General features: G+C 68.2%; 20 protein-coding genes and 1 riboswitch. Of the genes, 11 read left to right on the forward strand and 9 right to left on the reverse strand.

Going from position 1 to position 21,596, the window contains the following annotated elements:
• Positions 1-115: riboswitch (SAM riboswitch) on the reverse strand.
• A 313-nt stretch (positions 116-428) separates the two neighbouring features.
• Together ABIN76_RS09055 and ABIN76_RS09060 are read left to right on the forward strand one after the other, a co-directional pair.
• Positions 429-1,385, forward strand: a complete 957-nt coding sequence (locus ABIN76_RS09055; protein ID WP_346959379.1) for an ATP-grasp domain-containing protein — start codon at positions 429-431, stop codon at positions 1,383-1,385.
• On the forward strand, positions 1,372-2,109 hold the full coding sequence (locus ABIN76_RS09060) for a glycosyltransferase (RefSeq protein ID WP_346959380.1): 738 nt from the start codon (positions 1,372-1,374) through the stop codon (positions 2,107-2,109). The genes ABIN76_RS09055 and ABIN76_RS09060 overlap by 14 nt, the downstream gene beginning before the upstream one ends.
• Positions 2,110-2,129: 20 nt before the next feature.
• On the opposite strand, the gene ABIN76_RS09065 is transcribed toward ABIN76_RS09060, so the two are convergent.
• A complete protein-coding gene (locus tag ABIN76_RS09065; protein ID WP_346959381.1) occupies positions 2,130-3,104 on the reverse strand; it encodes an aminodeoxychorismate lyase in 975 nt (324 codons plus the stop codon).
• Positions 3,105-3,180: 76 nt separating this feature from the next.
• Between ABIN76_RS09065 and cls the strand changes: the two genes are divergently transcribed.
• Positions 3,181-4,671, forward strand: coding sequence for a cardiolipin synthase (cls, locus tag ABIN76_RS09070; RefSeq protein WP_346959382.1), 1,491 nt, complete (start codon positions 3,181-3,183; stop codon positions 4,669-4,671).
• A gap of 49 nt (positions 4,672-4,720) precedes the next feature.
• Here the strand turns inward: cls and ABIN76_RS09075 are convergent, their stop codons facing one another.
• From ABIN76_RS09075 to ABIN76_RS09085, 3 genes are all read right to left on the reverse strand, one after another.
• Positions 4,721-6,859, reverse strand: coding sequence for a chorismate-binding protein (locus ABIN76_RS09075; protein ID WP_346959383.1), 2,139 nt, complete (start codon positions 6,857-6,859; stop codon positions 4,721-4,723).
• Positions 6,856-7,443, reverse strand: coding sequence for a low molecular weight protein-tyrosine-phosphatase (locus tag ABIN76_RS09080; protein WP_346959384.1), 588 nt, complete (start codon positions 7,441-7,443; stop codon positions 6,856-6,858). Before ABIN76_RS09080 ends, ABIN76_RS09075 begins: the two co-directional genes overlap by 4 nt.
• 125 nt (positions 7,444-7,568) lie before the next feature.
• Complete coding sequence (locus ABIN76_RS09085) at positions 7,569-7,997, reverse strand: MarR family transcriptional regulator (RefSeq protein WP_346959432.1); 429 nt, start codon at positions 7,995-7,997, stop codon at positions 7,569-7,571.
• A gap of 174 nt (positions 7,998-8,171) precedes the next feature.
• On the opposite strand from ABIN76_RS09085, the gene ABIN76_RS09090 reads away from it, so the two are divergent.
• The 6 genes from ABIN76_RS09090 to ABIN76_RS09115 all read left to right on the forward strand — a co-directional run bounded on the left by ABIN76_RS09090 (position 8,172) and on the right by ABIN76_RS09115 (position 14,775).
• Positions 8,172-9,107, forward strand: coding sequence for an SDR family NAD(P)-dependent oxidoreductase (locus ABIN76_RS09090; protein WP_346959385.1), 936 nt, complete (start codon positions 8,172-8,174; stop codon positions 9,105-9,107).
• 1 nt (position 9,108) lies between these two features.
• On the forward strand, positions 9,109-10,002 hold the full coding sequence (locus tag ABIN76_RS09095; RefSeq protein WP_346959386.1) for an amidohydrolase family protein: 894 nt from the start codon (positions 9,109-9,111) through the stop codon (positions 10,000-10,002).
• 1 nt (position 10,003) lies between these two features.
• Positions 10,004-11,227, forward strand: coding sequence for an acyl-CoA dehydrogenase family protein (locus ABIN76_RS09100; RefSeq protein ID WP_346959387.1), 1,224 nt, complete (start codon positions 10,004-10,006; stop codon positions 11,225-11,227).
• Between the two features lie 79 nt (positions 11,228-11,306).
• Positions 11,307-11,762: a MaoC family dehydratase gene (locus ABIN76_RS09105; protein WP_346959388.1), complete on the forward strand. Its 456-nt coding sequence runs from the start codon at positions 11,307-11,309 to the stop codon at positions 11,760-11,762.
• Between the two features lie 34 nt (positions 11,763-11,796).
• Positions 11,797-13,143, forward strand: coding sequence for an MFS transporter (locus ABIN76_RS09110; RefSeq protein ID WP_346959389.1), 1,347 nt, complete (start codon positions 11,797-11,799; stop codon positions 13,141-13,143).
• A gap of 42 nt (positions 13,144-13,185) precedes the next feature.
• Complete coding sequence (locus ABIN76_RS09115; protein ID WP_346959390.1) at positions 13,186-14,775, forward strand: long-chain fatty acid--CoA ligase; 1,590 nt, start codon at positions 13,186-13,188, stop codon at positions 14,773-14,775.
• Positions 14,776-14,858: 83 nt separating this feature from the next.
• Here the strand turns inward: ABIN76_RS09115 and ABIN76_RS09120 are convergent, their stop codons facing one another.
• The 5 genes from ABIN76_RS09120 to ABIN76_RS09140 all read right to left on the reverse strand — a co-directional run bounded on the left by ABIN76_RS09120 (position 14,859) and on the right by ABIN76_RS09140 (position 18,203).
• Positions 14,859-15,482: a LysE family transporter gene (locus ABIN76_RS09120; protein ID WP_175322337.1), complete on the reverse strand. Its 624-nt coding sequence runs from the start codon at positions 15,480-15,482 to the stop codon at positions 14,859-14,861.
• Between the two features lie 97 nt (positions 15,483-15,579).
• Complete coding sequence (locus ABIN76_RS09125) at positions 15,580-16,131, reverse strand: dihydrofolate reductase family protein (protein ID WP_346959391.1); 552 nt, start codon at positions 16,129-16,131, stop codon at positions 15,580-15,582.
• Between the two features lie 137 nt (positions 16,132-16,268).
• Positions 16,269-16,748, reverse strand: a complete 480-nt coding sequence (locus ABIN76_RS09130) for a hypothetical protein (RefSeq protein WP_346959392.1) — start codon at positions 16,746-16,748, stop codon at positions 16,269-16,271.
• 72 nt (positions 16,749-16,820) lie between these two features.
• Positions 16,821-17,636 carry a methyltransferase domain-containing protein gene (locus ABIN76_RS09135; protein ID WP_346959393.1) on the reverse strand — a complete coding sequence of 272 codons (816 nt, stop codon included), beginning with the start codon at positions 17,634-17,636 and terminating at the stop codon, positions 16,821-16,823.
• Between the two features lie 63 nt (positions 17,637-17,699).
• Entirely contained in the window at positions 17,700-18,203 is a 504-nt protein-coding gene (locus ABIN76_RS09140) for a MarR family transcriptional regulator (protein WP_346959394.1), read from the reverse strand.
• A gap of 176 nt (positions 18,204-18,379) precedes the next feature.
• On the opposite strand from ABIN76_RS09140, the gene ABIN76_RS09145 reads away from it, so the two are divergent.
• Both ABIN76_RS09145 and ABIN76_RS09150 read left to right on the forward strand, forming a co-directional pair.
• Positions 18,380-20,605, forward strand: a complete 2,226-nt coding sequence (locus tag ABIN76_RS09145; protein ID WP_346959395.1) for an efflux RND transporter permease subunit — start codon at positions 18,380-18,382, stop codon at positions 20,603-20,605.
• 228 nt (positions 20,606-20,833) lie between these two features.
• Positions 20,834-21,280 carry a hypothetical protein gene (locus tag ABIN76_RS09150; protein WP_346959396.1) on the forward strand — a complete coding sequence of 149 codons (447 nt, stop codon included), beginning with the start codon at positions 20,834-20,836 and terminating at the stop codon, positions 21,278-21,280.
• The last annotated feature ends 316 nt before the right edge of the window (positions 21,281-21,596 follow it).

Below are 21,596 nucleotides of genomic sequence, written 5' to 3' on the forward strand. Positions count from 1 at the left end.
CTTTCACGCTTGCAGCTCGAACTCTCGATATGCCGAGTATTCACCTGAGGCACCCCGCCGCGAAAGGGAGGGTTGCCGACCGGCCAGTCAGGGCTTGGCGCCGGGTCTCATTACTCCCCAAAAACGTAGCACTTCCGTGCCGTCGGCACCGGCGGCGCCGTCATGTTAAGTCACGGGCGGCCGTGGCCGGCGTTTCCAGCAACGGCATGGGCGCGGGTAGCGCTGGCAGCAACCCCAGTACTCGTGGGCATCCGGCGCAGTGCCTGCGGGGCAGATTCGGGTAGTTCGTACTCGGGATATCCCTGGCCACCCTCGCCTTGACTGGGACGGGCACGACCGACGTGTCAGCAGATTTCCAATGGGATAACCAGCATTAGCCAGGCGCTGCACTGGGGCACCCGGCATGTCTACGAAGGAACTGGATTTTTATGGGACCACCTGTGAAGCCCCGCGTGCTCATCACCGGCGCGGGGGGACCTGCCGGACGGGCCGTCGCGGCCCAGCTCAAAGCGCGAGGCGTCCCCGTCCTGGGTACCGACATCCGCGAACTGCCGGCAGGGTCGGGAATTACCGCCGTCCGCGTCCCGGAGGCCTCGGATCCGGAGCTGGTTTCGGCACTCCGCCGGCTGGTGGCCGCCGAAGACGTGAACGTTGTCATTCCTACAGTGACTGACGAGCTGCCGCAGCTGGCGGCCTTCCGGCCCGCCTTCGGCCCCGATGTCCGCGTCATCATTGGCGAGCCGGGACCCGTCGCCCTAGCCCACGACAGGCTCTTTACCGCATGGCGGCTGCAATCGGCCGGGGTGGCCGTCCCCCGGTTCGGGGTGCCCCGGGATTTCTCCGGCGCTGAGGCCGCCATGGAAGCGCTTGGCGGACCGGTAGTCGTCCGCCCCAGGGTCTCCGGCTGCGGCAGCGGCGTGACCGTCGTCGACGGAGGCGTCGACGTGGACTGGCACAGACTGCCGGAAGGCCAGATCGTGCAGGAATTCATCCCGGGAACCGCTTACGGCCCCATGGTCTTCGGCACCCCGGTGCAGAACGCGGCCGCTCCGTTCGTCGTCGTTATCGAAAAAACTGCACCGGCCGGGGGGAAGGCTGGAAACGTGGCGGCCGCCCGTCGGGTCGAAATCGGCGAGGCCATGGATGTGGGAAATGTGGCCATGGCCGCTGTCCGCGCGCTCGGGCTGACCGGCCCGGTTGACGTCGATGTCCGGCGGCGTGCCGACGGGACGCCGGTGGTGCTCGGTGTGACCGCCCGGTTCGGCAGGAACAGCGGACTCGCCCCGGAATTGCTCGACGCCGTTCTAGGGGCATTTACCCTGCCATCGTTCAACCCGGCATCCTTCCGTCAGTCACCAAGGGCGCACAGCAGTGTCCTGGTATGAGGTCGGCGCCGCAGTGCGGCGCCGCCGCGGGGTGCCCACCCTGCTGGACATGTGGCCGACCGTGTCGATCATTGTGCCGGCCTTCAACGAGGCGGCCCGCATAGAGAACTCTGTACGCTCCATCCAGCTCACCAGCTACGACCGTTACGAAGTGGTGCTGGTCGACGACGGCTCGACCGACAACACGTTCGAACTGATGAAGGGCGTGGCCGCGGCCGATCTCCGAATCAAAGTGCTCAGCCAGGCCAACGCGGGCACAGGTGCCGCCCTGAATCTGGGCTTACGGCACGCATCTGGCGAGGTCGTGGTGTTCATGGATGCGGACCTGGTCCTCTCACGGAACACGGTCAAAAGGATGCTCCAAGGCTTCGCGGACGAGAATACCGGCGCCGTCTGCGGCGACGCCCGGCCGGCCACGTCGGACCCGGAGCGGCCCCGGATACCATCCTCCCTGAGCCGCGGCGCCGGGCTGCTCCGGAGAGCCCTCGCCGTGAGCGGCTGCCTGCCGGCCCGCCCCGGCAACATCAGAGCGGTATCCAAGGCTGTGCTTGAGGAAATCGGACCTCTCCCGGAAGACCTGCTGGTGGGCGGAGACCGGGAACTGATCAGGCGGGTGCGCCGCGCCGGCTACCGGGTGGCCTCCGCTCCGCGTGACTTGGCCTACGCCGATACTTCAGCGACCACCGCGGGGGACCGGTTCCATCGCCCAAGGACCCGGCGCTGAGCTCGGGTTGCTCCGCGCCCTTACTCGATCGTGGCGAAAAGTTCGTTGAGCTCCGCCGTGAGCTGCCGCCGCAGTTCGGGCGTGCCGATCTCCTTGCCGTCGATGTGGTTCACCGGGGCGAGGAGCCGGATGCTCGAGATCAGCCAGACGGCGTCCGCGTCGTACAAGTCCTCGGGAACCAGCGGACCGTAGCCGAGTTCCCACCCGGCTGCCTTCGCCGCCGTGAACAGGGCGCCCTGCGAGGTGCCGGGAAGGATTCCGCTATCCAGCTGCGGGGTGATCAGCCGGCGCACGGTCCGCACCCCGCCCGCGCCGTCGTCGGTGGATTCCAGGTGCGCCAGCAGCACGGTCGACGTCGGGCCCTCCAGGACCCGGCCGTCGGCGGAGGTGAAGATGACATCGTCCGCGCCCTGGTAGTGGGCATACCGGAGCGCCGCCATGTTCACCGCGTAGGACAGCGTCTTGGCGCCCAGCAGCAGCCACGGGGCGCGTTCGCCCACCTCGCTGTCATAGCCGCGGTCCAGCAGGATGACGTCAATGCCGGTCTCACGCTGCAGCCGCCCGGCGGCCGGCGGAGGGGAGGCCTGGACCCAGCACGTCGGTGCGGAGTCGCCCTCGACGCCGCGGGTGGCGAGCAGTTTTACCACCACCTCGTCAGCCGCACCGTCAGCTTCGCCCGCCTCGCCGGCGTCGTCAGCCGGGCCGCGGAACTCGCTGATGGCCGTCCCGATCGCGCGGCGCCAGGCGTCCTCGTCCGGGATGTCCAGCTCCAGGGCGCGCGCGGAGCCGGCCAGCCGGCTCAGGTGGGCCTGCAGCTTGCGCGGCCGTCCCCCCACCACCAGCAATGACTCGAAAACGCCGTCGCCGCGCGTCGCACCCTGGTCCGTGGCCATCAGCTGCGGCTTGGACGAGTCGGCGACGCGGCCGTTTTCAAACGCGGGATCGAGGAACACCAGCACCGTCGGGCGGGCCGGAACAGAGGCAGGGGTAGTCATGCCTTCAGCTTAGTGCGGCGTGCCGGGATAGGATTTGCGGGTTGCCCGTTCCGGAACTGTTCCGCGGGTCTGGATCATGAGGGGTTCGCCTGTGCTGTGGCCATTTCCGCTAGTGGGAACACTCCCGTCCTGGGTCGTCCTGATTCTGACCCTGGTCGACCTCGTCATCAGGGTCCTGGCGCTGGGCATCATCCCGGGCAACCGCCGTCCCACCACCGCCATGGCCTGGCTGCTGGGCATCTTCTTCGTCCCGGCCCTGGGCCTGGTCCTGTTCCTGCTCTTCGGCAACTTCCGGCTCTCCCGGAAGCGCCGGGCGCAGCAGGAAGCGGTGAACACCCGCGTTCGCGCCGGCACCTCCGAACTCGCGATGCTGGAAAGCAGCTACGAAGGCCCGGAGTGGGTATCCTCCGCGGCGGAACTGAACAAGACGCTGGGTTCGCTGCCGATGGTGGACGGCAACCACGTGGAACTCCTGCCCGGCTACCCGGATTCGATCAAGGCGATGGCGGCCGCCGTCCGCGAGGCCGAGTCCTTTGTCAACGCCGAGTTCTACATCCTCAGCTCGGACCACATCACGGACGACCTGCTGACGGCGATGGAGGAAGCCGCCGAGCGCGGCGTCGAAGTCCGCCTCCTGTTCGACCACCTGGGAACCCTGCGGATCAAGGGCTACAGCAAGCTCATCGCCCGGCTGAAGGCCAGCAAGATCCGCTGGCGGCCGATGCTGCCGCTGCGGCCCGTGCACGGGCAGTGGCGCCGCCCGGACCTGCGCAACCACCGCAAGATCATGGTGATCGACGGCGAAGTCGCCTTCACCGGTTCGCAGAATCTGATCGAGCCCTCCTACAACAACCCCCGGCACCGCAAGGTCGGCCGGGAATGGGTCGAGCTGATGGCCTGCCTGCGCGGCCCGATTGTCACCACACTCAACGTCGTCTTCGCCACCGACTGGCTCAGCGAGACGGATGAGTCCCTGGAACACCAGCTCGCGCACCGGCCCGAGCTGCACGCCGGCAACATCACGGCCCAGGTGGTGCCCAGCGGCCCCGGCTTCATCACCGAAAACAACCTGCGGCTCTTCAACACGCTGATTTACTCGGCGCAGCACAAGATCTCAATCTGCAGCCCCTACTTCGTCCCCGACGATTCGCTCCTGTACGCGGTGACGACGGCGGCGCAGCGCGGCGTCGACGTCGAACTCTTCGTCTCGGAGAAGGGCGACCAGTTCCTGGTCCACCACGCCCAGCAGTCGTACTACGAGGCGCTGCTGGAGGCCGGGGTGCGGATCTACCTCTACAAGGCCCCGTTCGTGCTGCACGCCAAGCACTTCACGATCGACAACGAGGTTGCCGTGCTGGGTTCCAGCAACATGGACATGCGCTCCTTCTCGCTGAACCTTGAGGTCTCGGTGATGCTCCTGGGCGAGGACATCGTGCGGCGGATCAGCGCGGTGGAGGACACCTACCGGGGCATCTCGCGCGAACTGACGCTCGAGGACTGGATGAAACGCCCGGTGGGGGTCAAGTATGTGGACAACGTCGCCCGGCTCACCTCCACCCTGCAGTAGGCATCCTGCCGTAGCCGGCCGGTGCCGGCGGCCAATCCGGTGCCCGCGGCTAGTCCGGCGGGAAGCCGGCGCCGAGCGCCGAGAGCACCCCGAAGGCCTTGGTCCGGATCTCCTCGTATTCTTCCTGGGGCGAGGAATCCGCCGTGATGGCACCGCCGACGCCGAGGCTCACCGCGCTGCTCCGGCCCGGGCCCGGGGCCAACACCAGGGTCCGGATGGCCACCGCGAGGTCGGTGGCGCCGCTGAGCGAAAAGTAGCCGATCGCCCCGGAATAGACGCCCCGCGGGGCCGCCTCGAGCCGGTCCAGGATGGCCATGGTGCTGACCTTGGGGGCACCGGTCATGGAGCCGGCCGGGAAGCACGCCGCCACGGCCTCGGCCCGCGGCATGCCGGGACGGAGCTGTGCGTCAATGGTGCTGACCATCTGGTGCACCGTGGCGTAGCTTTCGATCGCACAGAGACGGCTGACGGATACGGAGCCGGGCACCGCGAAGTGGCTGAGGTCGTTGCGCAGCAGGTCCACGATCATGATGTTTTCGGCGCGGTCTTTGGGCGAGGATTCCAGCTCCCGGCGCAGCAGTTCGTCCCGGGCGGCGTCCGTCTCCCGGCGCCGGGTGCCCTTGATCGGCTCCGCCCGCATGGCGCCGTCGGCGTCGATCCGCAGGAAGCGCTCCGGCGAGGTGCTGGCCACGGTGAGCTCCCCGAGGCGCAGGAAGCTCGCAAAGGGCGCCGGGTTGCGCCGGCGCAGCGCCAGGTAGGCCTGCCACGGATCGAGCTCACCGGCGGGCACGGTGGCCGTCAAGGCCGTGGTGAGGCAGACCTCATAGCTGTTGCCCTCGGTGATTTCATGCTGCGCCGCGGCGATCTTGGCCTTGTACTCCGCTTCGGTATCCCGGGCGCGGAAAGCAAAGTCGGGTGCGGTGCCGAGGGCGCGCACGACGCCGTCGCTGCCGCCGTCTGCAACTCTGCCGTCTCCAACTCTGCCCCCGTCGCTGCCGCCTGGCCTGCCGCCCTCCGCGGCCGTGACGGCGGCGCGGGCCGCGGCGAGCCAGTCCCCGGAGTCCGCGGACTCGAGCGCGAGCAGCCACACCGTGCGCTCCCGGTGGTCCAGGACCACGGCGCGTCCGGCGAAGATCAGGCCGGCATCCGGGGTGGTGGCGGTGACGTTACTACCGCCGGTTTCACGCTTGAGCTCGTAGCCCAGGTAACCCAGCCAGCCGAGCGTGAACTCGCACGGGTACTCCTCCGGCGCGCGCAGCGCACGGCGGCCCCAGACCCCGTCGAGCCAGCGGAAAAATCCTCCCTCGGTCTGCACGGTGGCATTGCCCACGCGCACCCAGGTCCGGCCGGATTGGTGCCGGACCGACTGGCCGTAACTGCCGCCGTCGTCCGCAAGGATGCTGAAGCGGCTGCGTTCGGCCGCCTCACCGCCCTGACCCCGGCCGTCTGCACCCTGGCCGCGCCGGTTTTCCCCGGTTCCCTCCGCGAGGGAGGAGTCCAGCCACACCGCATTCGGCGAGCTGCCGTAGAGCGTTTCGAAGAGCCGGGCGGCGTCCGGGGCGGCGTCCATCCGCTCGGTCCTCAGCTGCAGCCCGCGGCGGGCTGCAAGCTCGGGGAGCAGCACCGGGGTCAGCGCCGGGAGGTATTGGAGGGCCTGCAGTACCTCGGCCGGGGCAGCGCCGTCGGCGAGGTTGAGCACCCGCACGTCGGCGCGGGCAGGCACGTCGTCGGCGGCCAGCCACTCGTCTTCCTGGCCGGCCCACCGCTCCCAGTAGGGTTCGTAGCTTGCGCCGTCGCGGGCGAGGGCCCGGGTGCGGCGGTCCTGCTCGGGCGAATCGGCCCAGACCACGGCGTCGAGGAACGGCACTGCGGCTGCGGCGGCGGCGCCCACGCCTTCGACCAGGACAATTTCGGCCGGCTCAGTGACGCGGGCGGCGCCGTCGTAATGCCGATCCCAGTCCCAGCTGACCCAGCGGGCTGGCTCGCCGCGGCGCAGCGGGGCGAGGACAGTGGCGGCGTAGCGGTCGATGCCAGCGGCGAGGCCGTTCCAGCCGGGGTAGATGTCCTCGAGATGGAAGAGCGAGACCTTGTGGTGCTCCCGGAGCCGGGCCGCGAGCTCGATGGCCAGGGTGGTCTTCCCTGCGCCGGAGCGTCCGTCGATGGCGATGATGACGGGTGCGCGGCTCATGAACTAGAGCGTACCCGCTGCCCCGTGCCGTCCCGGTGCGTCAGGTCCTGCAGCCGGTCCTGGGGTCCCGGGCCGGCCGGCCGCCGGGCGGCGCGGACGTGCTCCAGGATGCCGGGGATGGCGGCGTGGATCAGCTCCCAGGTGGTGTCAAAGTCGGTATGCCCTCCGTACCAGGGGTCCTCGATGCCCTGCTCCAGCGGATCCCTGCCGGCCACGGCGGGATCAAAGCTGCGCAGCATCCGGATCTTCGCCAGCGAGGCCTGGTCCGGTGCGGCCTGGCGGAGCCAGCCGTAGTGGTCCACGTCCAGGGCCAGGATCAGCTCGCGGGACAGGAACCATTCGCTGCGCCACTCGCGCGCGACGTGGAGTCCGGAGGAAATGTTGTGGGCCGAGAGCTTGCGCGCGGCGCGGGGATCAATCGGGCGGCCCACCTCGTACGCGGTGATCCCTGCCGAATCGACGTCGACGCCGGTCAGCTGCGCTGCGGCCAGGGCCTCGGCCAGCATCAATTCGGCCATCGGTGACCGGCAAATGTTTCCGGTGCAGACCGTGATGATCCGGTACTGGCTCGACGTTGAGGTCATGACTAAGCATGGCCGATCCGGAGGCCTCTTGGCTAGCCGCGCCGGACGCTATGTGACAATTCCTGTCACATAGCTATCGCTGGATGTCACGCGGGCACCCTGCGTGGTCGGCGCAGTGCTGGAACTCAGGCGGCCCGGCTCCAGAGCGCCTTCCGCAGCAGGGCCTTCAGTTCGCCCACCTCCGTATCGCTGAGGTCGGTGAGGGCCTCGGCCTCCGCCGCCCGGGCCGCGGCCTCGGCGCGGCGGAACACGGCCGCTCCCGCCGCGGTGGCGGACACAATCTTGGCCCGGCGGTCCTGCTTGCCGGGCGCCCGGACCACCAGGCCGCGCTTTTCGAGTTCGTCGATGAGGGCCACGATCTGGCTGGGATCCAGGCTGAGGAACTCCGCCATTTCACGCTGCGTGGGTTCCAGCTCGCTGTTGGCCAGGGCCAGTACCGAATAGGAGCGCTCCTTGAGCCCGAACTCGGCCAGGGCGCGGTTGTTGAGGACGGAACCGGCGGCATGCAGCTTCGCCAGCAGGAATCCCGCATCCAGGCTGATCGACGCCGCCATGAGCTTGTCTGCCGGCCGGGTGCCCGGTGCCTCGTCTACTTCGGTCGCCATGTCCGCTCCAATAGTCCACAAAATAAATCATTGACATTCTCAATTATCCATACTTTCATGGATGCAGACCAGCATCCCACGCCCCAGGGCAGGATGCACACGGCAGCTAGCAAAGGAGCAGCAATGAGCCTCACAGGAAAAGTAGCAATCGTCACGGGAAGCGGCCGCGGCCTGGGCCTGGCCTACGCCCGGGAGCTGGCCCGGCAGGGCGCCGCCGTCGTGATCAACGACGTGGACGCGGCCGTCGCCGACGAGGCGGTCCGGATTATCGAAGCCGACGGCGGGCGGGCCGCCGCCGTCGTCGCCCCGGTGGGCAGCTCCGAGGTCGCCAAGCAGCTGGTGCAGGCCGCCGTGACGGAGTTCGGCCAGCTGGACATCCTGGTCACGAACGCCGGGATCCTGCGCGACAAGTCGCTGCTGAAAATGACCGACGACGATTTTGACGCGGTCATCAACGTGCACCTGCGCGGCACCTTCACCTGCGCCCGGGAGGCGTTCGGCTACTTCAAGGAGAACGGGATCCCCGGCCGCATCATCACCATCGGTTCGCCCACCGGCCAGCGCGGCAACTTTGGCCAGACCAACTACGCCGCGGCCAAGGCCGGAATCGTCGGCATGGTCCGCACCTGGGCGCTGGAGATGAAGAAGGCCGGCGTCACCGCCAACGCCGTCATCCCGGTGGCTGCCACGGCCATGACCAAGACCGTCCCCTACTTCCAGAAGGCCGTCGAGGCGGACGAGCGCGGCGAGGCCATGCCGTCCTTCTTCCGCCACGAGCTCGGTTTCGGCACCGCCGACGACGTCGCCGGACTGGTCGCGTTCCTGGCCTCCGACGCCGCCGCCGGCGTTACCGGCCAGGCCATCGGCGCCGGCGGCGACCGCCTGCAGCTCTGGACCCACCCCGAGGCGGCGGCCACCGAGTACCGCGAGGGCGGTTGGGGCTACCAGGACCTGGTCGATAACTTCGGCGCGCTCTTCGGCGACAAGCTGCAGAGCGTGGGGGAGGAGTTCCTGCCGCTGCCCGAGGAACTGCAGCCAGAACCTGCAGAGGCCCGCTGACATGACCGCCGCACGCTACGAACTCGGCATCGATGCCGCAAAGCTCGATGCGATCGACATGCACGTCCACCTCGAGGTGGACGGCCACGGCCACGGTTCCCTGCCGGAGACGCTCACCGAGGCTTCCGCCAAGTACTTCAAAGCCGAGGAGCGGACGCCGTCACTGGACCGGATCGCGGAGATCTACCGCGAACTGAACATGGCCGCCGTCGTTTTCACGGTGGACGCCCGCACCCAGCTCAAGCACGAACCCAACAGCATCCCCGAACTCATCGCCGGGGCGGCCCGGAACAACGATGTGCTGATTCCGTTCGGCAGCGTCGACCCGCGCACCGGCACCGAGGCCATCCAGGGCGCCAAGCACCAGGCCGTGGACCTGGGCGCGCGCGGCTTCAAGTTCCACCCCAGCCTGCAGGGCTTCGACCCCTCGAACGAGCAGTTCTATCCGCTCTGGGAGGCCCTCCAGGAACTGGGCCTGCCGGCGATCTTCCACACCGGACAGAACGGCATGGGCGCGGGGCTGCCCGGCGGGTACGGCATCAAGCTCGGCTACTCCAACCCGCTCCTGCTCGACGCCGTCGCCGCGGACTTCCCGGAGCTGCAGATCATCATGGCGCACCCCTCGGTGCCGTGGCAGGACGAGGCCAACTCGATCGCCACCCACAAGGCCAACGTGTTCATTGACCTGTCCGGCTGGTCGCCGAAGTACTTCCCCGAGTCGCTGGTCCGGATGGCCAACTCGGTGCTGCAGGACAAGGTGCTGTTCGGCACCGACTTCCCGTTGATCACCCCGCAGAAATGGCTGGGCGCCTTCGCGGACCTGCCGCTCAAGGACGCGGTCCGCCCCAAGATCCTCAAGGGCAACGCCGTCCGCCTGCTCGGGCTGGAGGGCTGAGATGAGCGTTGGCACGGACGTCGCCGCCGCACAGGAGCGGCTGTACGGGGTCTGCGACTTTTACGACGCCGAATCCCTGCTCACCGACGCCGAGCGCCGGGTCCTGGGCCGGCTGCGCACCTTCCTCGACGAACAGGCCCGGCCGCTGCTCGCCGAGTACTGGGAGCGCGGCGACTTCCCGGACCAGCTGGCCCGGCCGCTGATCGACCTGGACCTGATGGAGCCGGCGGAACTGACCGGCTCCCCGGGTGCAGAGCGAACCCCCGCCCGCGGCATCTACCACGGCTTCCGGATCTTCGAACTTGCCCGCACGGACGCGTCGCTGGCCACCTTCTACACGGCCCAGGCCGGGCTGTTCCGGACCGCCATCCGGGTCGGTGCCTCCGCCGAGCAACAGGCCGAATGGATGCCCAAGGTTCTCGATTTCTCGCTGAAGGGCGTCTTTTCGCTGACCGAACCGGACTCCGGCTCTGACATCGCCGGCGGGCTTTCCACCAGCGCCCGCCGCGAAGGCGACAGCTGGGTCATCAACGGCGCCAAGCGCTGGATCGGGGGAGCGGCCACGGCCGACGTGCTGGCCGTGTTCGCCCGCGACGAGGCCGACGGGCAGGTCAAAGCGTTCCTCGTGGACCGTAAGGCCGACGGTGTCACCCTGGAGAAGATCCACGGCAAGACGTCCCTGCGGATGATGCAGAACGCACACATCACCCTCGAGGACGTCCTCGTCCCGGAATCGATGCGGCTGCACAACGTCAACTCCTTCCGCGACGTGGCCGCGATGCTGCGGGCCATGCGCTCCGACGTCGCCTGGATCGCCACCGGCATGGCCGCCGGCGCGTTCGAGGCCGCCTGCCGCTACGTCACGCAGCGGGAGCAGTTCGGCCGGCCGCTGGGGTCCTTCCAGCTGGTCCAGGAGAAGCTGGCCCGGATGCTCGGCAACGTCACCTCGGCCCTGTCCCTCGTGGTCAGGCTGACCGAGCAGCAGGCAAAAGGCATTTACCGGGACCAGGATTCCGCCCTGGCCAAGATGCAGACCTCCCTGCTGATGCGCGAAACCGTGGCGCTCGCCCGGGAAGTGGTGGGCGGCAACGGCATCACGCTCGAGACCGACGTCGCCCGGTTCCATGCCGACGCCGAAGCCGTCTATTCCTACGAGGGCACGCACGAAATCAACGCCCTGATCATCGGCCGCGCCCTCACCGGCCAGAGCGCCTTCACCCGCTAAGCCTTCACCTAGCGATCCTTCAGGCGGGCCGCCCAGCCGGATCCCGCCGTCGTTCCACCACCTACACCAGGAGCCAAAGATGCCCAACCTCGTCGTCGACTTCGACAAACTGCTCACCCTCGCCGGCACCGACCTCGGCGCCACCGACTACCGCGAAATCACGCAGGAACAAATCAACAAATTCGCCGACGCTACCGGCGATGACCAGTGGATCCACGTGGACCCGGAACGCGCCAAGGACGGCCCCTTCGGCGCCCCGATCGCACACGGCTTCCTCACCCTCTCGCTCATCATCCCGTTCTGGGGCGAGTTGTTCGACGTCGAGGGCGTCACCACCAAGGTCAACTACGGCCTGGACAAGGTCCGCTTCACCTCCCCCGTCAAGGTGGGTTCGCGGATCCGGATGCGCGCCACGATCGCTGAGGTGACCGAGGTCAAGGGCGGTGCCCAGATCAAGGTCTCCAACACCATCGAGATTGAAGGCCAGGAACGCCCCGCCGTCGTCGCCGAGTTCCTCGCACGCTTCTACAAGTAAGCCCCCACCACCCCCACTGCCCCTAGGAACAACGATGTCCCAAATTACGCAGCTGCAGTCCATGGACGCGGGCACTCGCCGCCGGGAGGCCCGGACTGTCATCGCCTCGAGCTACCTCGGCAGCACCATCGAGTACTACGACTTCCTGCTCTACGCCACGGCGGCCGCGGTGGTCTTTCCCAAGGTCTTCTTCTCCGGCATGGACGACTGGGTGGGCGTCGTCGCCGCCTATGGGACCTTTGCCGCGGGCTACGTCGCGCGGCCCCTGGGCGGCGTGATCTTCGGCCACTTCGGTGACAAACTCGGCCGCAAGGGCATGCTGATTGTCTCGATGCTGGTGATGGGCATCGCCTCCACCCTGATCGGGCTGGTACCCGACGCCTCGGTGGCCGGTCCCTGGGGCGCCGTCATGCTGGTGATCCTCCGCGTTTTCCAGGGCATCGCCGTCGGCGGCGAATGGGGCGGGGCCGCCCTGATGGCGCTGGAGCATTCGGAGTCCGGCAAGCGCGGCTTCGCGGCGTCGTTCGTCAACGCCGGCGCCCCCACCGGCGCGGTGCTCGGAACCCTCGTGATGGGCGCCTTCTCCGCCCTGCCGAACGCACAGTTCCTGGCCTGGGGCTGGCGCGTGCCGTTCCTGCTCTCCTTCGTCCTGCTGGGCGTGGGCATGTTTGTCCGGCTCAAGGTCTCGGAAAGCCCGATCTTTAAGGCCGCGCTGGAGCAGGAGGCAGCCGAGCAGGCCACACTGGGTACCGCGGAGCGCCGCGAGATCCCGCTGCTGCAGGTCCTGCGCCGGCCCAAGACCCTCATCTTCACGATGCTGGCCGGCGCGGCCGGATTCGCGCTGCAGGTAGTGCTGGCAACGTTCTCCGTGACCTATGCGGTGTCCAAGGGCGCCGACCGGCAGGGTGTGCTGTACGCCTTCGCGGCGGCGTCGTTCGTCTCCATCATCTTTGTGGTCATGGGCGGCCGGCTTTCCGACAAGCTGGGCCGGCGGCCCGTGATGATCGGCGGCCTGGTCCTGTTCATCGTGTACCTCGTGCCGATGTTCCAGCTGCTGTCCTCGAACAACATCGGGCTCATCTTCGTGGCATTCGCGGTGGGCCTGATGATCCACTCCACGCTGTTCGGCCCGCTCGCGGCCTTCGTCTCCGAGCAGTTCGGCACCACCTCGCGGTACACCGGCGCCTCGCTGGGCTACCAGCTCGCCACCCTGCTCGGGGCAGGCTTTACCCCGGGGATCGTGGCGCAGATCTTCAAGGATTCCGGGCAGGACACCTCGTCCGTGGTGTGGTACCTCGCCGTCATGTCTGTCGTGTCGATCGTCTTCATCCTGCTGACCCGGGAACCGAAGAACAACGATCTGGAAGCCGTCCGGTCCTAACCGGCCCTGCAGGCATTACCGTCTAACTAGAAAGGATTTGCCGTGGAGAATCTTGGCATCGGTTCGTGGCTGCAACGGCGCAGCCCGAAGTCGGGTCCGAAGACCGCCGTCATCGCCGGAACGCGGGAGCTCAGCTACGAACAGCTCGCGGAGCGTTCCGTCCGCCTCGCGAACGCCTTCCGGGACCGCGGGGTGGGCAGGGGCGACAGGGTGGCGTACCTCGGCGAGAACGATCCGTCCTTCCTGGAAACCCTCTTTGCCGCCGGGCTGATCGGCGCGGTCTTCGTGCCGCTGAACACCCGGCTGGCTCCGCCCGAGATCCAGTTCCAGCTCCGGGACAGCGGCGCCGTGCTGCTGGTCCACGCGGCCACGCTCGCCGGGCTGGCGGAGCGCGGCTCCCCTGAGACCGCGGTGCGGGCGCGGATCGTCGTCGACGATTCTCCGGTGCCCGCCGCGGCAGTGCACGACGGCGGTCCCGCCGGCCCCGCCGGCACCGGGGGGTTCGAGGCCTTCGAAGACGTGGTGGCGTCCGGCTCCCCGACGGCGCCGGACGAGCCCGTGGGCCTCGACGACGGCGCCATGATCCTCTACACCTCGGGAACCACCGGCAACCCCAAGGGGGCGCTGCTGACGCACGGCAACATCACCTGGAACTGCATCAACGTGCTGGTGGACTTCGATTTCTCCTCTTCCGACGTGGCGCTGATGATCTCCCCGATGTTCCACGTGGCCTCGCTGGACATGGGCGTCCTGCCCACGCTGCTGAAGGGCGGCACCGTAGTGCTGGAGGCCAAGTTCGATCCGCGCCGGACGCTGGAACTGATCCAGCAGCACCGCGCGACCACCATCAGCGGGGTCCCCACCACCTACCAGATGCTCTGCGAGCACCCGGACTGGGACACGACGGACCTCAGTTCGCTGAACAAACTGACCTGCGGCGGCTCCGCGGTGCCGATGCGGGTCCTGGAGGCCTACGAACTCCGGGGCCTGCGGTTCTCCAACGGTTACGGCATGACCGAAACGGCCCCCGGGGCCACCACCCTGCCCGCCGCGCGGTCCCGGGAAAAGGCCGGATCCTCAGGGCTGCCGCATTTCTTCACGGACGTCCGGGTGGCCGATCCCATGGACCCGGAGGCCGGCCCGGCGGCGCCCGGAACGGTGGGGGAGATCCAGATCAAGGGCCCCAACGTGATCCGCGAATACTGGAACCGGCCCGAGGCCTCGGCCGATTCCTACACCCCGGACGGCTGGTTCAAGTCCGGTGACATGGGCTACAAGGACCCGGACGGCTTCGTCTTCATCTCGGACCGGCTCAAGGACATGATCATTTCCGGCGGGGAAAACATCTACCCGGCCGAGGTGGAACAGGCGATCGCCGAGCTCGACGCCGTCGGCAGCGTCGCGGTGATCGGCGTGCCGGACGCGAAGTGGGGCGAGGTGCCGCGGGCTGTGGTGCTGCTGCGCGACGGCGCCCGGCTCACCGAGGAGCAGCTGCGCGGCCACCTGGAGGGCCGGCTGGCCCGGTACAAGATACCCAAGTCGGTGGTGTTCGTGGAGGAGATGCCGCGGACCGCCAGCGGCAAGATCCGGAAGGCCGATCTGCGGAAGCTCACGCCCGCGAACGGACAGTAGCGGCCCGGGTTGGGGCGCGAACGGACACTTGCGGCCCGGGTTGCGGCGCGAACGGACACTTGCGGCCCGGGTGTCCGCCCGGACTAGTGGATCAGCGCCAGCAACACGCCGACGGCCATGAACAGCACACCGAAGGTCCGGTTGAGGATCCGCTGCCCGCGGGCGTCATGGGTGAAGCGCTGAAAGCTTGTGGCGGCCGCCGCGAAGAAGAACCACATGACCAGGATGTCGATCACGATCACGGTGGCGGACAGAACGAGGTACTGCGGCAGGAGCGGCTGGTCCGGTCGGATGAACTGCGGCATAAAGGCGAGGAAGAAGACGATCGCCTTGGGGTTGAGCAGGTTGACCCACAAACCGCGCCGGAACATGGAGAGCGCCGGCTCGTTGCGCAGCGCGTCGGCCTTCTCCTGGTCCAGATCGGGTTTGTGCCGGAACTGCTGGATGCCAAGATAAACGAGGTAGGCGGCTCCGGCGTACCGGATGATGTTGAAGGCCAGCGGCGAGCTCGCCACCAGCACCCCGACGCCGAGGGCCACGATCAGGATGTGCACTACCAAGGCGGCCTGCTGGCCGAGGATGCCCCAGATGGAACGCCGGAATCCGGAGTTCAGGGAGTTGCTCATGGTGTTGATGGCGCCCGCGCCTGGCGTGAAGCTGATTAGGACGCCGGCGCCGGCGAGGGCCAGCCAAAGGGAAAGTTGCACCTACCAAGTTTACGTTTCCTCACCGGGCCGGCCGGTTCGATGACGCGGCCGGCGCCCCGGTCACCCGGCGCCCCGGTCACCCGGCGGCCGGACCCGGTCAGCCCTGGCGGAGGCCGTAGCTGAGGATCATGTTGCCTTTGCTGGTCTGCTGGGATGACTGCAGCTCGAGCCGCGTCAGCGGGTCGCCGTCGTTGAAGAGCCGCCGGCCGCTGCCTGCGATCACCGGATGGACGATCAGCATCAGGCTGTCCAGCAACCCGGCGTACAGCAGCTGCCGGACCAGCGAAATGCTGCTGAAGATGCCGATGTCGCCGCCCTCACCCTGCTTCAGGTCCGCGACGAAATCCTCCAGGGATCCTTCGATCAGCCGCGAGTTCTGCCAGCCGAGGTCACCGGTCAGGGTCCGGGACGCCACAAATTTGGGCAGCGGGTTGATGAACCCGGCGAAGTCGGCGTCCGCTTCGGCGTTCGGCCAGTACTCCGACCATTGCTGGTACCCGACGCGGCCCAGGAGACCCGTGTCGATCCGGCCCATCATCGCGCCCATCCCGGCGCCCAGATCCTCGTCGAAGCTGTCGAACTGCCACCGGAACGGGTCTTCAACCACGCCGTCCACGGAGCTGAACAGGCCGGCCGTCACCTTGCGCATGGTCTCTCCTCGCAGTAGGTCTTTGAGTGCACCCTAGCGGGAGTTTGGAACGCAGGGAATGGCCGGCGGGGGCCCGGGCAGGTCCGTAGCTGTTAGTGGCGGCAGCGGTGCTGGCCGGACCTGGCCGGCCTCTGACGCTACTGTGGCGGTGCTGTGAGTGAGCCGCAGTTGCCAAACTTCGAATGAACCCAATGCACCATGGTCCTGGGGAGGTCCTCGTGGCTGGGGTATTCGTCAAAGTACGAGCGCGGGCGGGCCGACATGGAGCCCGTCTCATCGATAGCGAAGTGGCCGATCAACCGCATCCCCCGTTCGGCTGCTTTCGTTTCCAAAGCGGCTGCCTCGTCCAGCAGTGGGTCCGGCTCGCTGAAGGCCTCACTGAAGCTGCCAGGGTGGGCTATCGCGAAGTACTTGGTGTAGTCCGGATTCAGTGCCGCCAGGATGGCGCCCTCGAACGGAACCAGGCAGCCGGCGAAAGTGCCAGGAACGATGCGCACGCTGTTCAACTGCATGCTTTCGTCCAGGCAAATCAGCACGAGACTGGGCATGAGCATGCCGTGCTGGATGATGCGGGGGCGGGCGAGTATCTCGAAGTCAAAGCCTGCTTGGATGATCATGTCCCGATGCTAGAAAACCGCACGGGCCACCCGACAGCGGGTAGCGCTGCTATGTGGACAACCGGCTGCCGCTCAGGCCCGGGCGATCACTTCGCCATTGGGGATCAGGAACCAGCCGTCGTCCGTGGAGCCCCAGCGGTGCCAGCCCGCGGAGATCCGGGCCAGATCCGCGGCGGTGGCGAAACCGTACTCAAGCGCTTGGTCCGCAAAGGCCGAATGCAGCACCCGCTCGCCCCAGACCCGGGCCTGCCAGCGCCGCTGCTGCCCGGTGGCGTAGAGCCAGTTGCTGCTGGACGGGGCGACGTCGGTGAACCCGGCAGCCTGCGCCCAGGACACGAGCCGCCGCCCGGCGTCGGGCTCCGCGCCGTTCCGGCGCGCGATCCGCTGGTAGAGCTCCATCCACTCGTCCAGCTCGGGGATTTGCGGGTACCAGCTCATGCCGTGGAAGTCGGCGTCGCGGACGGCCACGATCCCACCGGCCTTGGCTACCCGGCGCATTTCCCGCAGGGCGCCGACAGGATCGGTGAGGTGCTGCAGCACCTGGTGCGCGTGGACGACGTCGAACGTTTCGTCCGGGAAGTCCAAGTCGTAGAGGTTCCCAGCGAGGAAGCGGACGTTGGCCACCCCGCGCTCCGCGGCCAGGGCGCTCGCGTGGGCGATGACCTCGGGGGAGCGGTCCACGCCGGTGACCTCGCCGGGGGTGACGAGCGCGGCGAAATCGCACGTGATGCTGCCGGGCCCGCAGCCGACGTCGAGCGCCGAAACGCCGGGGGTCAAATGCGGGAGGACGAACGCCGCGGAGTTTTCCGCCGTCCGTGAGGCGTGCGCGCGGACCACCGACTCGTGGTGGCCGTGGGTGTAGACATCGTCGGGTTGCTCAGCACTCATAAAGAAACGCTACGCCTCCCGCGGCCGGGACGGGCCTAACTGACCGGCCCTTGTTGGCGGCAACTAGTGCGGGTCAGCCGGGGCAGCGGCGGCTTCCTCTCCCGCGCGGACCGTGGCATCGATCATGGCGTGCAGGAACCGGGTGGCGATTTCCAGCTCGGCCGGGCTGAAGTTCTCCATGGCGGCCCCCACGTGCCGGGCGAGCGGCAGGAACATGGCGCCACCGTCGCGGTACGCCTTGGGGGTCATCCGCAGCTGGACCTGCCGGCGGTCCGTGCCCTGCCGTTCCCGGACCACATGCCCGGACTTGTCCAGCCGGTCGATCAGGGCGGTGGTGGCGGGCGAGCTGAGATGGAGTTCCTTGCGCAGCACGCCCGGTGTCACCACCTGGTTCCTCGCGGTGTGCTGCATAATCACGGACAACGCATTGAGGTCGGTACGGTGCATGTCGTTCCGGGCGCCCGCCGAGTCCGCGTAGCGGTTGGCTTCGAGGCTGAACTCCTGAAGCAGACTCACTAGCGGCGGGGGACCGGCGGCGTCAGGGATTGCCGGCATCTCTTTTGACATGTCACCCTTCCTGCTCGGCGCCCCGGGAGGCCTGCGCGGTTGGCGCCTTCCGGAGTTTACTCCAGCCCTTCAGCCTGCGAAGTCAAAATCTTTCTAGCCTGTCACTTATATCTATGATGGAGATAATCTATGATTTACTAAAGTCTACTCCGCCACGCCACCCCGAGAAGGACGCCATGAAACGCAACCGGCAAAACTCCACCCGTGTCCCGTTCTGGCTGCGCTGGCTGGTTCCCGTGGTCCTGGTGGTCGCGTGGCTCGCCATTGCGGGCATCGGCGGCCCCACCTTCGGGCGGCTGAGCGAGGTTTCCTCGAACGACCAGGCATCCTTCCTTCCCGCGGGCGCCGAAGCCACCGAAGCGCAGGACTGGCAGGCCAAATTCCGCGACTCCAAGGAGATCCCGGCCGTCATCGTGATCGAAAGCGACGCCGCGTTCACCCGGGCCCAGCTCGGCGAGGCCGCTGCGCTGAAGGGCAAGCTCGAAGCCCTGCAGGTCGGCAGCACCGTAATCGGACCGATCCCCTCCGAGGATGCAAAGGCGGTCCAGTTTGTGGTTCCGATCGCCTCCTCCGACGAGGTGAAGGACGTCATCAAGGAGCTCCGGGACGAGGTGAAGTCCTCCGCTCCGGAGGGCATGCAGACCTTTGTCACCGGCCCGGCCGGGCTGACGGCTGACCTGGTCAGCGCGTTCGCCGGCATTGACGGCATCCTGCTGCTGGTGGCGCTGGCGGCGGTCTTCCTGATCCTGCTGGTCGTCTACCGTTCGCTGCTGCTGCCGATTGCCGTGCTGTTCACCTCGGTCTTCGCGCTCTGCGCCGCCATCCTGCTGGTCTTTGGCATGGCGAAGCTGGGCTGGATCCAGCTCAACGGCCAGAGCCAGGGCATCCTTTCCATCCTGGTGATCGGCGCCGCCACGGACTACGCGCTGCTTTACGTGGCCCGCTTCCGCGAGGCGCTGACCCACACCACCAACCGCACGGCCGCGGCGCTCACGGCGTGGAAGGCCGCCTGGGAGCCGATCCTGGCCTCCGGCGCCACTGTCATCATCGCGCTCCTTTGCCTGCTCTTTTCGGACCTCAACTCAAACAAGGCTCTCGGCCCGGTGGCGGCCGCAGGCATCCTGTGCTCGCTCTTCGCGGCGCTGACCCTGCTGCCGGCGATGATGGCGCTGCTGGGCCGGGTCGCCTTCTGGCCGTTTCGCCCCAAGCTGCTCCCGGAGACCGAGCGCGAGCCGGAGCTCGTCACCGGTCTGGAGGGCCAGAAGGGAATCTGGCGCGCCACCGGGTCCCTCGTGTCCCGCCGCCCGCGCACCGTCTGGATCGCCTCCGTGCTGCTGCTCCTGGTGGCATCCGCCGGAGTCCTCCAGCTCAAGGCCAACGGCGTACCGCAGACCGACGTCATCCTTGCCGCCTCCAACGCGGTGGACGGCCAGGACGCCCTGGCCCGGCACTTCGACGCCGGCTCCGGCAGCCCCGCCGTGATCGTCGCCGACGAGGCCAAGGCGCAGGAGGTGCTCGACAAGACCAAGGCGAGCGACGGCGTCGGGGATGCCTACCTGTTGGCCGAGGGCAACGTGCCGATTGTCCCCGGCGCCCAGGGAGCGCCCGGTGCGCCGGCAGCTCCCACCGCCCCGGCGGTCCGGGACGGCAAGGTGCTGATCAACGCCACGCTGAACTACGCCGCGGACTCCAACGAGGCCGAAAACGTCGTGGTCAACCTGCGGCAGGAGCTGAAGAAGATCGACGTCGGCGCCCTCGTCGGCGGGGTGACCGCCACAGCCCTGGACACCAACACCACGGCCCAGCGCGACCTGGTCACCATCATCCCGGTGGTCCTCGCAGTCATCCTGGTGATCCTGATGCTGCTGCTGCGTTCAGTGCTGGCACCGGTCCTGCTGGTCGCCTCGGTGGTGCTCTCGTATGGCGCCGCGATGGGCGTCTCCGCCGTCGTGTTCAACCACATCCTTGGATTCCCGGGAGCCGACGCCACCGTCCCGCTCTTCGGCTTCGTTTTCCTCGTCGCGCTGGGCGTGGATTACAACATCTTCCTGATGAGCAGGGTCCGCGAGGAGTCCCTCAAGCACGGCACCCGGCCCGGTATCCTGCGCGGCCTCGGCGTCACCGGCGGCGTGATCACCTCGGCCGGTGTGGTCCTGGCCGCCACCTTTGCGGCGCTGGGCGTCATCCCGATCATGTTCCTGGTGCAGCTGGCCTTCATCGTCGCGTTCGGCGTACTGCTGGACACGGTCCTGGTCCGGTCCCTGCTGGTCCCGGCCCTGGCCTACGACATTGGCCCGCGGATCTGGTGGCCGAGCAAGCTCAGCCGTCCCGCGGCTGACGCCGGCGTGCGGGACCTGCCGGCCGCACCGGAACCGGAATCCGCCGACGCCGGCATCCGCTAGCCGGAGCCCCGCCGGAAGCCCCGCCAACCGGAGCCCCCAGTCGCAGCCGCCGTCACCGTCCCTGGTCCCCCCACCAGGCCACGGTGGCGGCGGCTGCTTGCGTGAGCGGCGTCGACTGCGGGCCCAGCGCCGCCTCGCGGCCGGAGGACCCCTGTTGCCTCCCCGCCGTGCTCGATAGACTGCGACTGCGCCCGCGCGGGCGCCCACGCCTGCAGGAGGGATCCACCCATGTCTGAAAACAGTGAGTTTGATCGAACGGCAGCAGCGAAGCAGCACGGTACCGCCCCGGTTCCGGCCGGCGCCGAGGAACCGGCCGTCGAGGGCGACGCCGGCCAGTACGTCGAAGGCGACTACGGCCAGGCGGGCGTGGCGGGGGAAAACCCGGCGGCGGCCCCGGAGGGTGAATATGCCGAGGGGGATTACGGCAAGGCGGGTGTAACCGGCGGGTCGACCGTTGGCGCCGAAGAAGGCGATTACCCCGAAGGCGACTACGGCGCAGCCGGCGCCACCGGCCCGGATGCCGCCGAAGAGGGCGAATATCCCGAGGGTGACTACGGCGCAGCCGGGTCCGCAGGCGCCCAGCGCACCGGCCGCCGCGCCGAAAACGCCGCGGACGACGAAGCGGCGGGGCGGGACGGCACCGTCCGGGACGACTCGGGCCGCAAAGGGCTCTAAACCGCCGCCCGGACGTCACCACGGGCCCGTTCACGCACAGCGAAATCGCGGCGGTGGGCGTCTTATACTGCCCAAAAACCGCACAATTGGGCGGATTCGCGGCGGCCGCGGGGCCCTGCGGGTGTCCCCTGAGACAAAGTTGAGTCGGGTTGGCTCAACTTCGGATTGACATCTCATCCGGGCTGCGTAAAGTTGAGTGCAGAGCGCTCAATAAGTGGGCGCGCCTCGTTCTCGACGGGCTCGAACTCCGGGTATGGCCCGGTCGCCGGGCACCCGCCCGATTGCCGGGGCCAGCAAGTTTCCAAGGAAAGAAGGA

The organism is uncultured Arthrobacter sp. (genome assembly GCF_964021775.1).
Taxonomy (GTDB): domain Bacteria; phylum Actinomycetota; class Actinomycetes; order Actinomycetales; family Micrococcaceae; genus Arthrobacter.

Coding starts and splice junctions, on each gene's coding strand:
- ABIN76_RS09055 (WP_346959379.1), top strand. CDS start 429: ATGGGACCACCTGTGAAGCCCCGCGTGCTCATCACCGGCGCGGGGGGA.
- ABIN76_RS09065 (WP_346959381.1), bottom strand. CDS start 3,104: ATGACTACCCCTGCCTCTGTTCCGGCCCGCCCGACGGTGCTGGTGTTC.
- cls (WP_346959382.1), top strand. CDS start 3,181: ATGAGGGGTTCGCCTGTGCTGTGGCCATTTCCGCTAGTGGGAACACTC.
- ABIN76_RS09075 (WP_346959383.1), bottom strand. CDS start 6,859: ATGAGCCGCGCACCCGTCATCATCGCCATCGACGGACGCTCCGGCGCA.
- ABIN76_RS09080 (WP_346959384.1), bottom strand. CDS start 7,443: ATGACCTCAACGTCGAGCCAGTACCGGATCATCACGGTCTGCACCGGA.
- ABIN76_RS09085 (WP_346959432.1), bottom strand. CDS start 7,997: ATGGCGGCGTCGATCAGCCTGGATGCGGGATTCCTGCTGGCGAAGCTG.
- ABIN76_RS09090 (WP_346959385.1), top strand. CDS start 8,172: ATGAGCCTCACAGGAAAAGTAGCAATCGTCACGGGAAGCGGCCGCGGC.
- ABIN76_RS09095 (WP_346959386.1), top strand. CDS start 9,109: ATGACCGCCGCACGCTACGAACTCGGCATCGATGCCGCAAAGCTCGAT.
- ABIN76_RS09100 (WP_346959387.1), top strand. CDS start 10,004: ATGAGCGTTGGCACGGACGTCGCCGCCGCACAGGAGCGGCTGTACGGG.
- ABIN76_RS09105 (WP_346959388.1), top strand. CDS start 11,307: ATGCCCAACCTCGTCGTCGACTTCGACAAACTGCTCACCCTCGCCGGC.
- ABIN76_RS09110 (WP_346959389.1), top strand. CDS start 11,797: ATGTCCCAAATTACGCAGCTGCAGTCCATGGACGCGGGCACTCGCCGC.
- ABIN76_RS09125 (WP_346959391.1), bottom strand. CDS start 16,131: ATGCGCAAGGTGACGGCCGGCCTGTTCAGCTCCGTGGACGGCGTGGTT.
- ABIN76_RS09130 (WP_346959392.1), bottom strand. CDS start 16,748: ATGATCATCCAAGCAGGCTTTGACTTCGAGATACTCGCCCGCCCCCGC.
- ABIN76_RS09135 (WP_346959393.1), bottom strand. CDS start 17,636: ATGAGTGCTGAGCAACCCGACGATGTCTACACCCACGGCCACCACGAG.
- ABIN76_RS09140 (WP_346959394.1), bottom strand. CDS start 18,203: ATGTCAAAAGAGATGCCGGCAATCCCTGACGCCGCCGGTCCCCCGCCG.
- ABIN76_RS09145 (WP_346959395.1), top strand. CDS start 18,380: ATGAAACGCAACCGGCAAAACTCCACCCGTGTCCCGTTCTGGCTGCGC.
- ABIN76_RS09150 (WP_346959396.1), top strand. CDS start 20,834: ATGTCTGAAAACAGTGAGTTTGATCGAACGGCAGCAGCGAAGCAGCAC.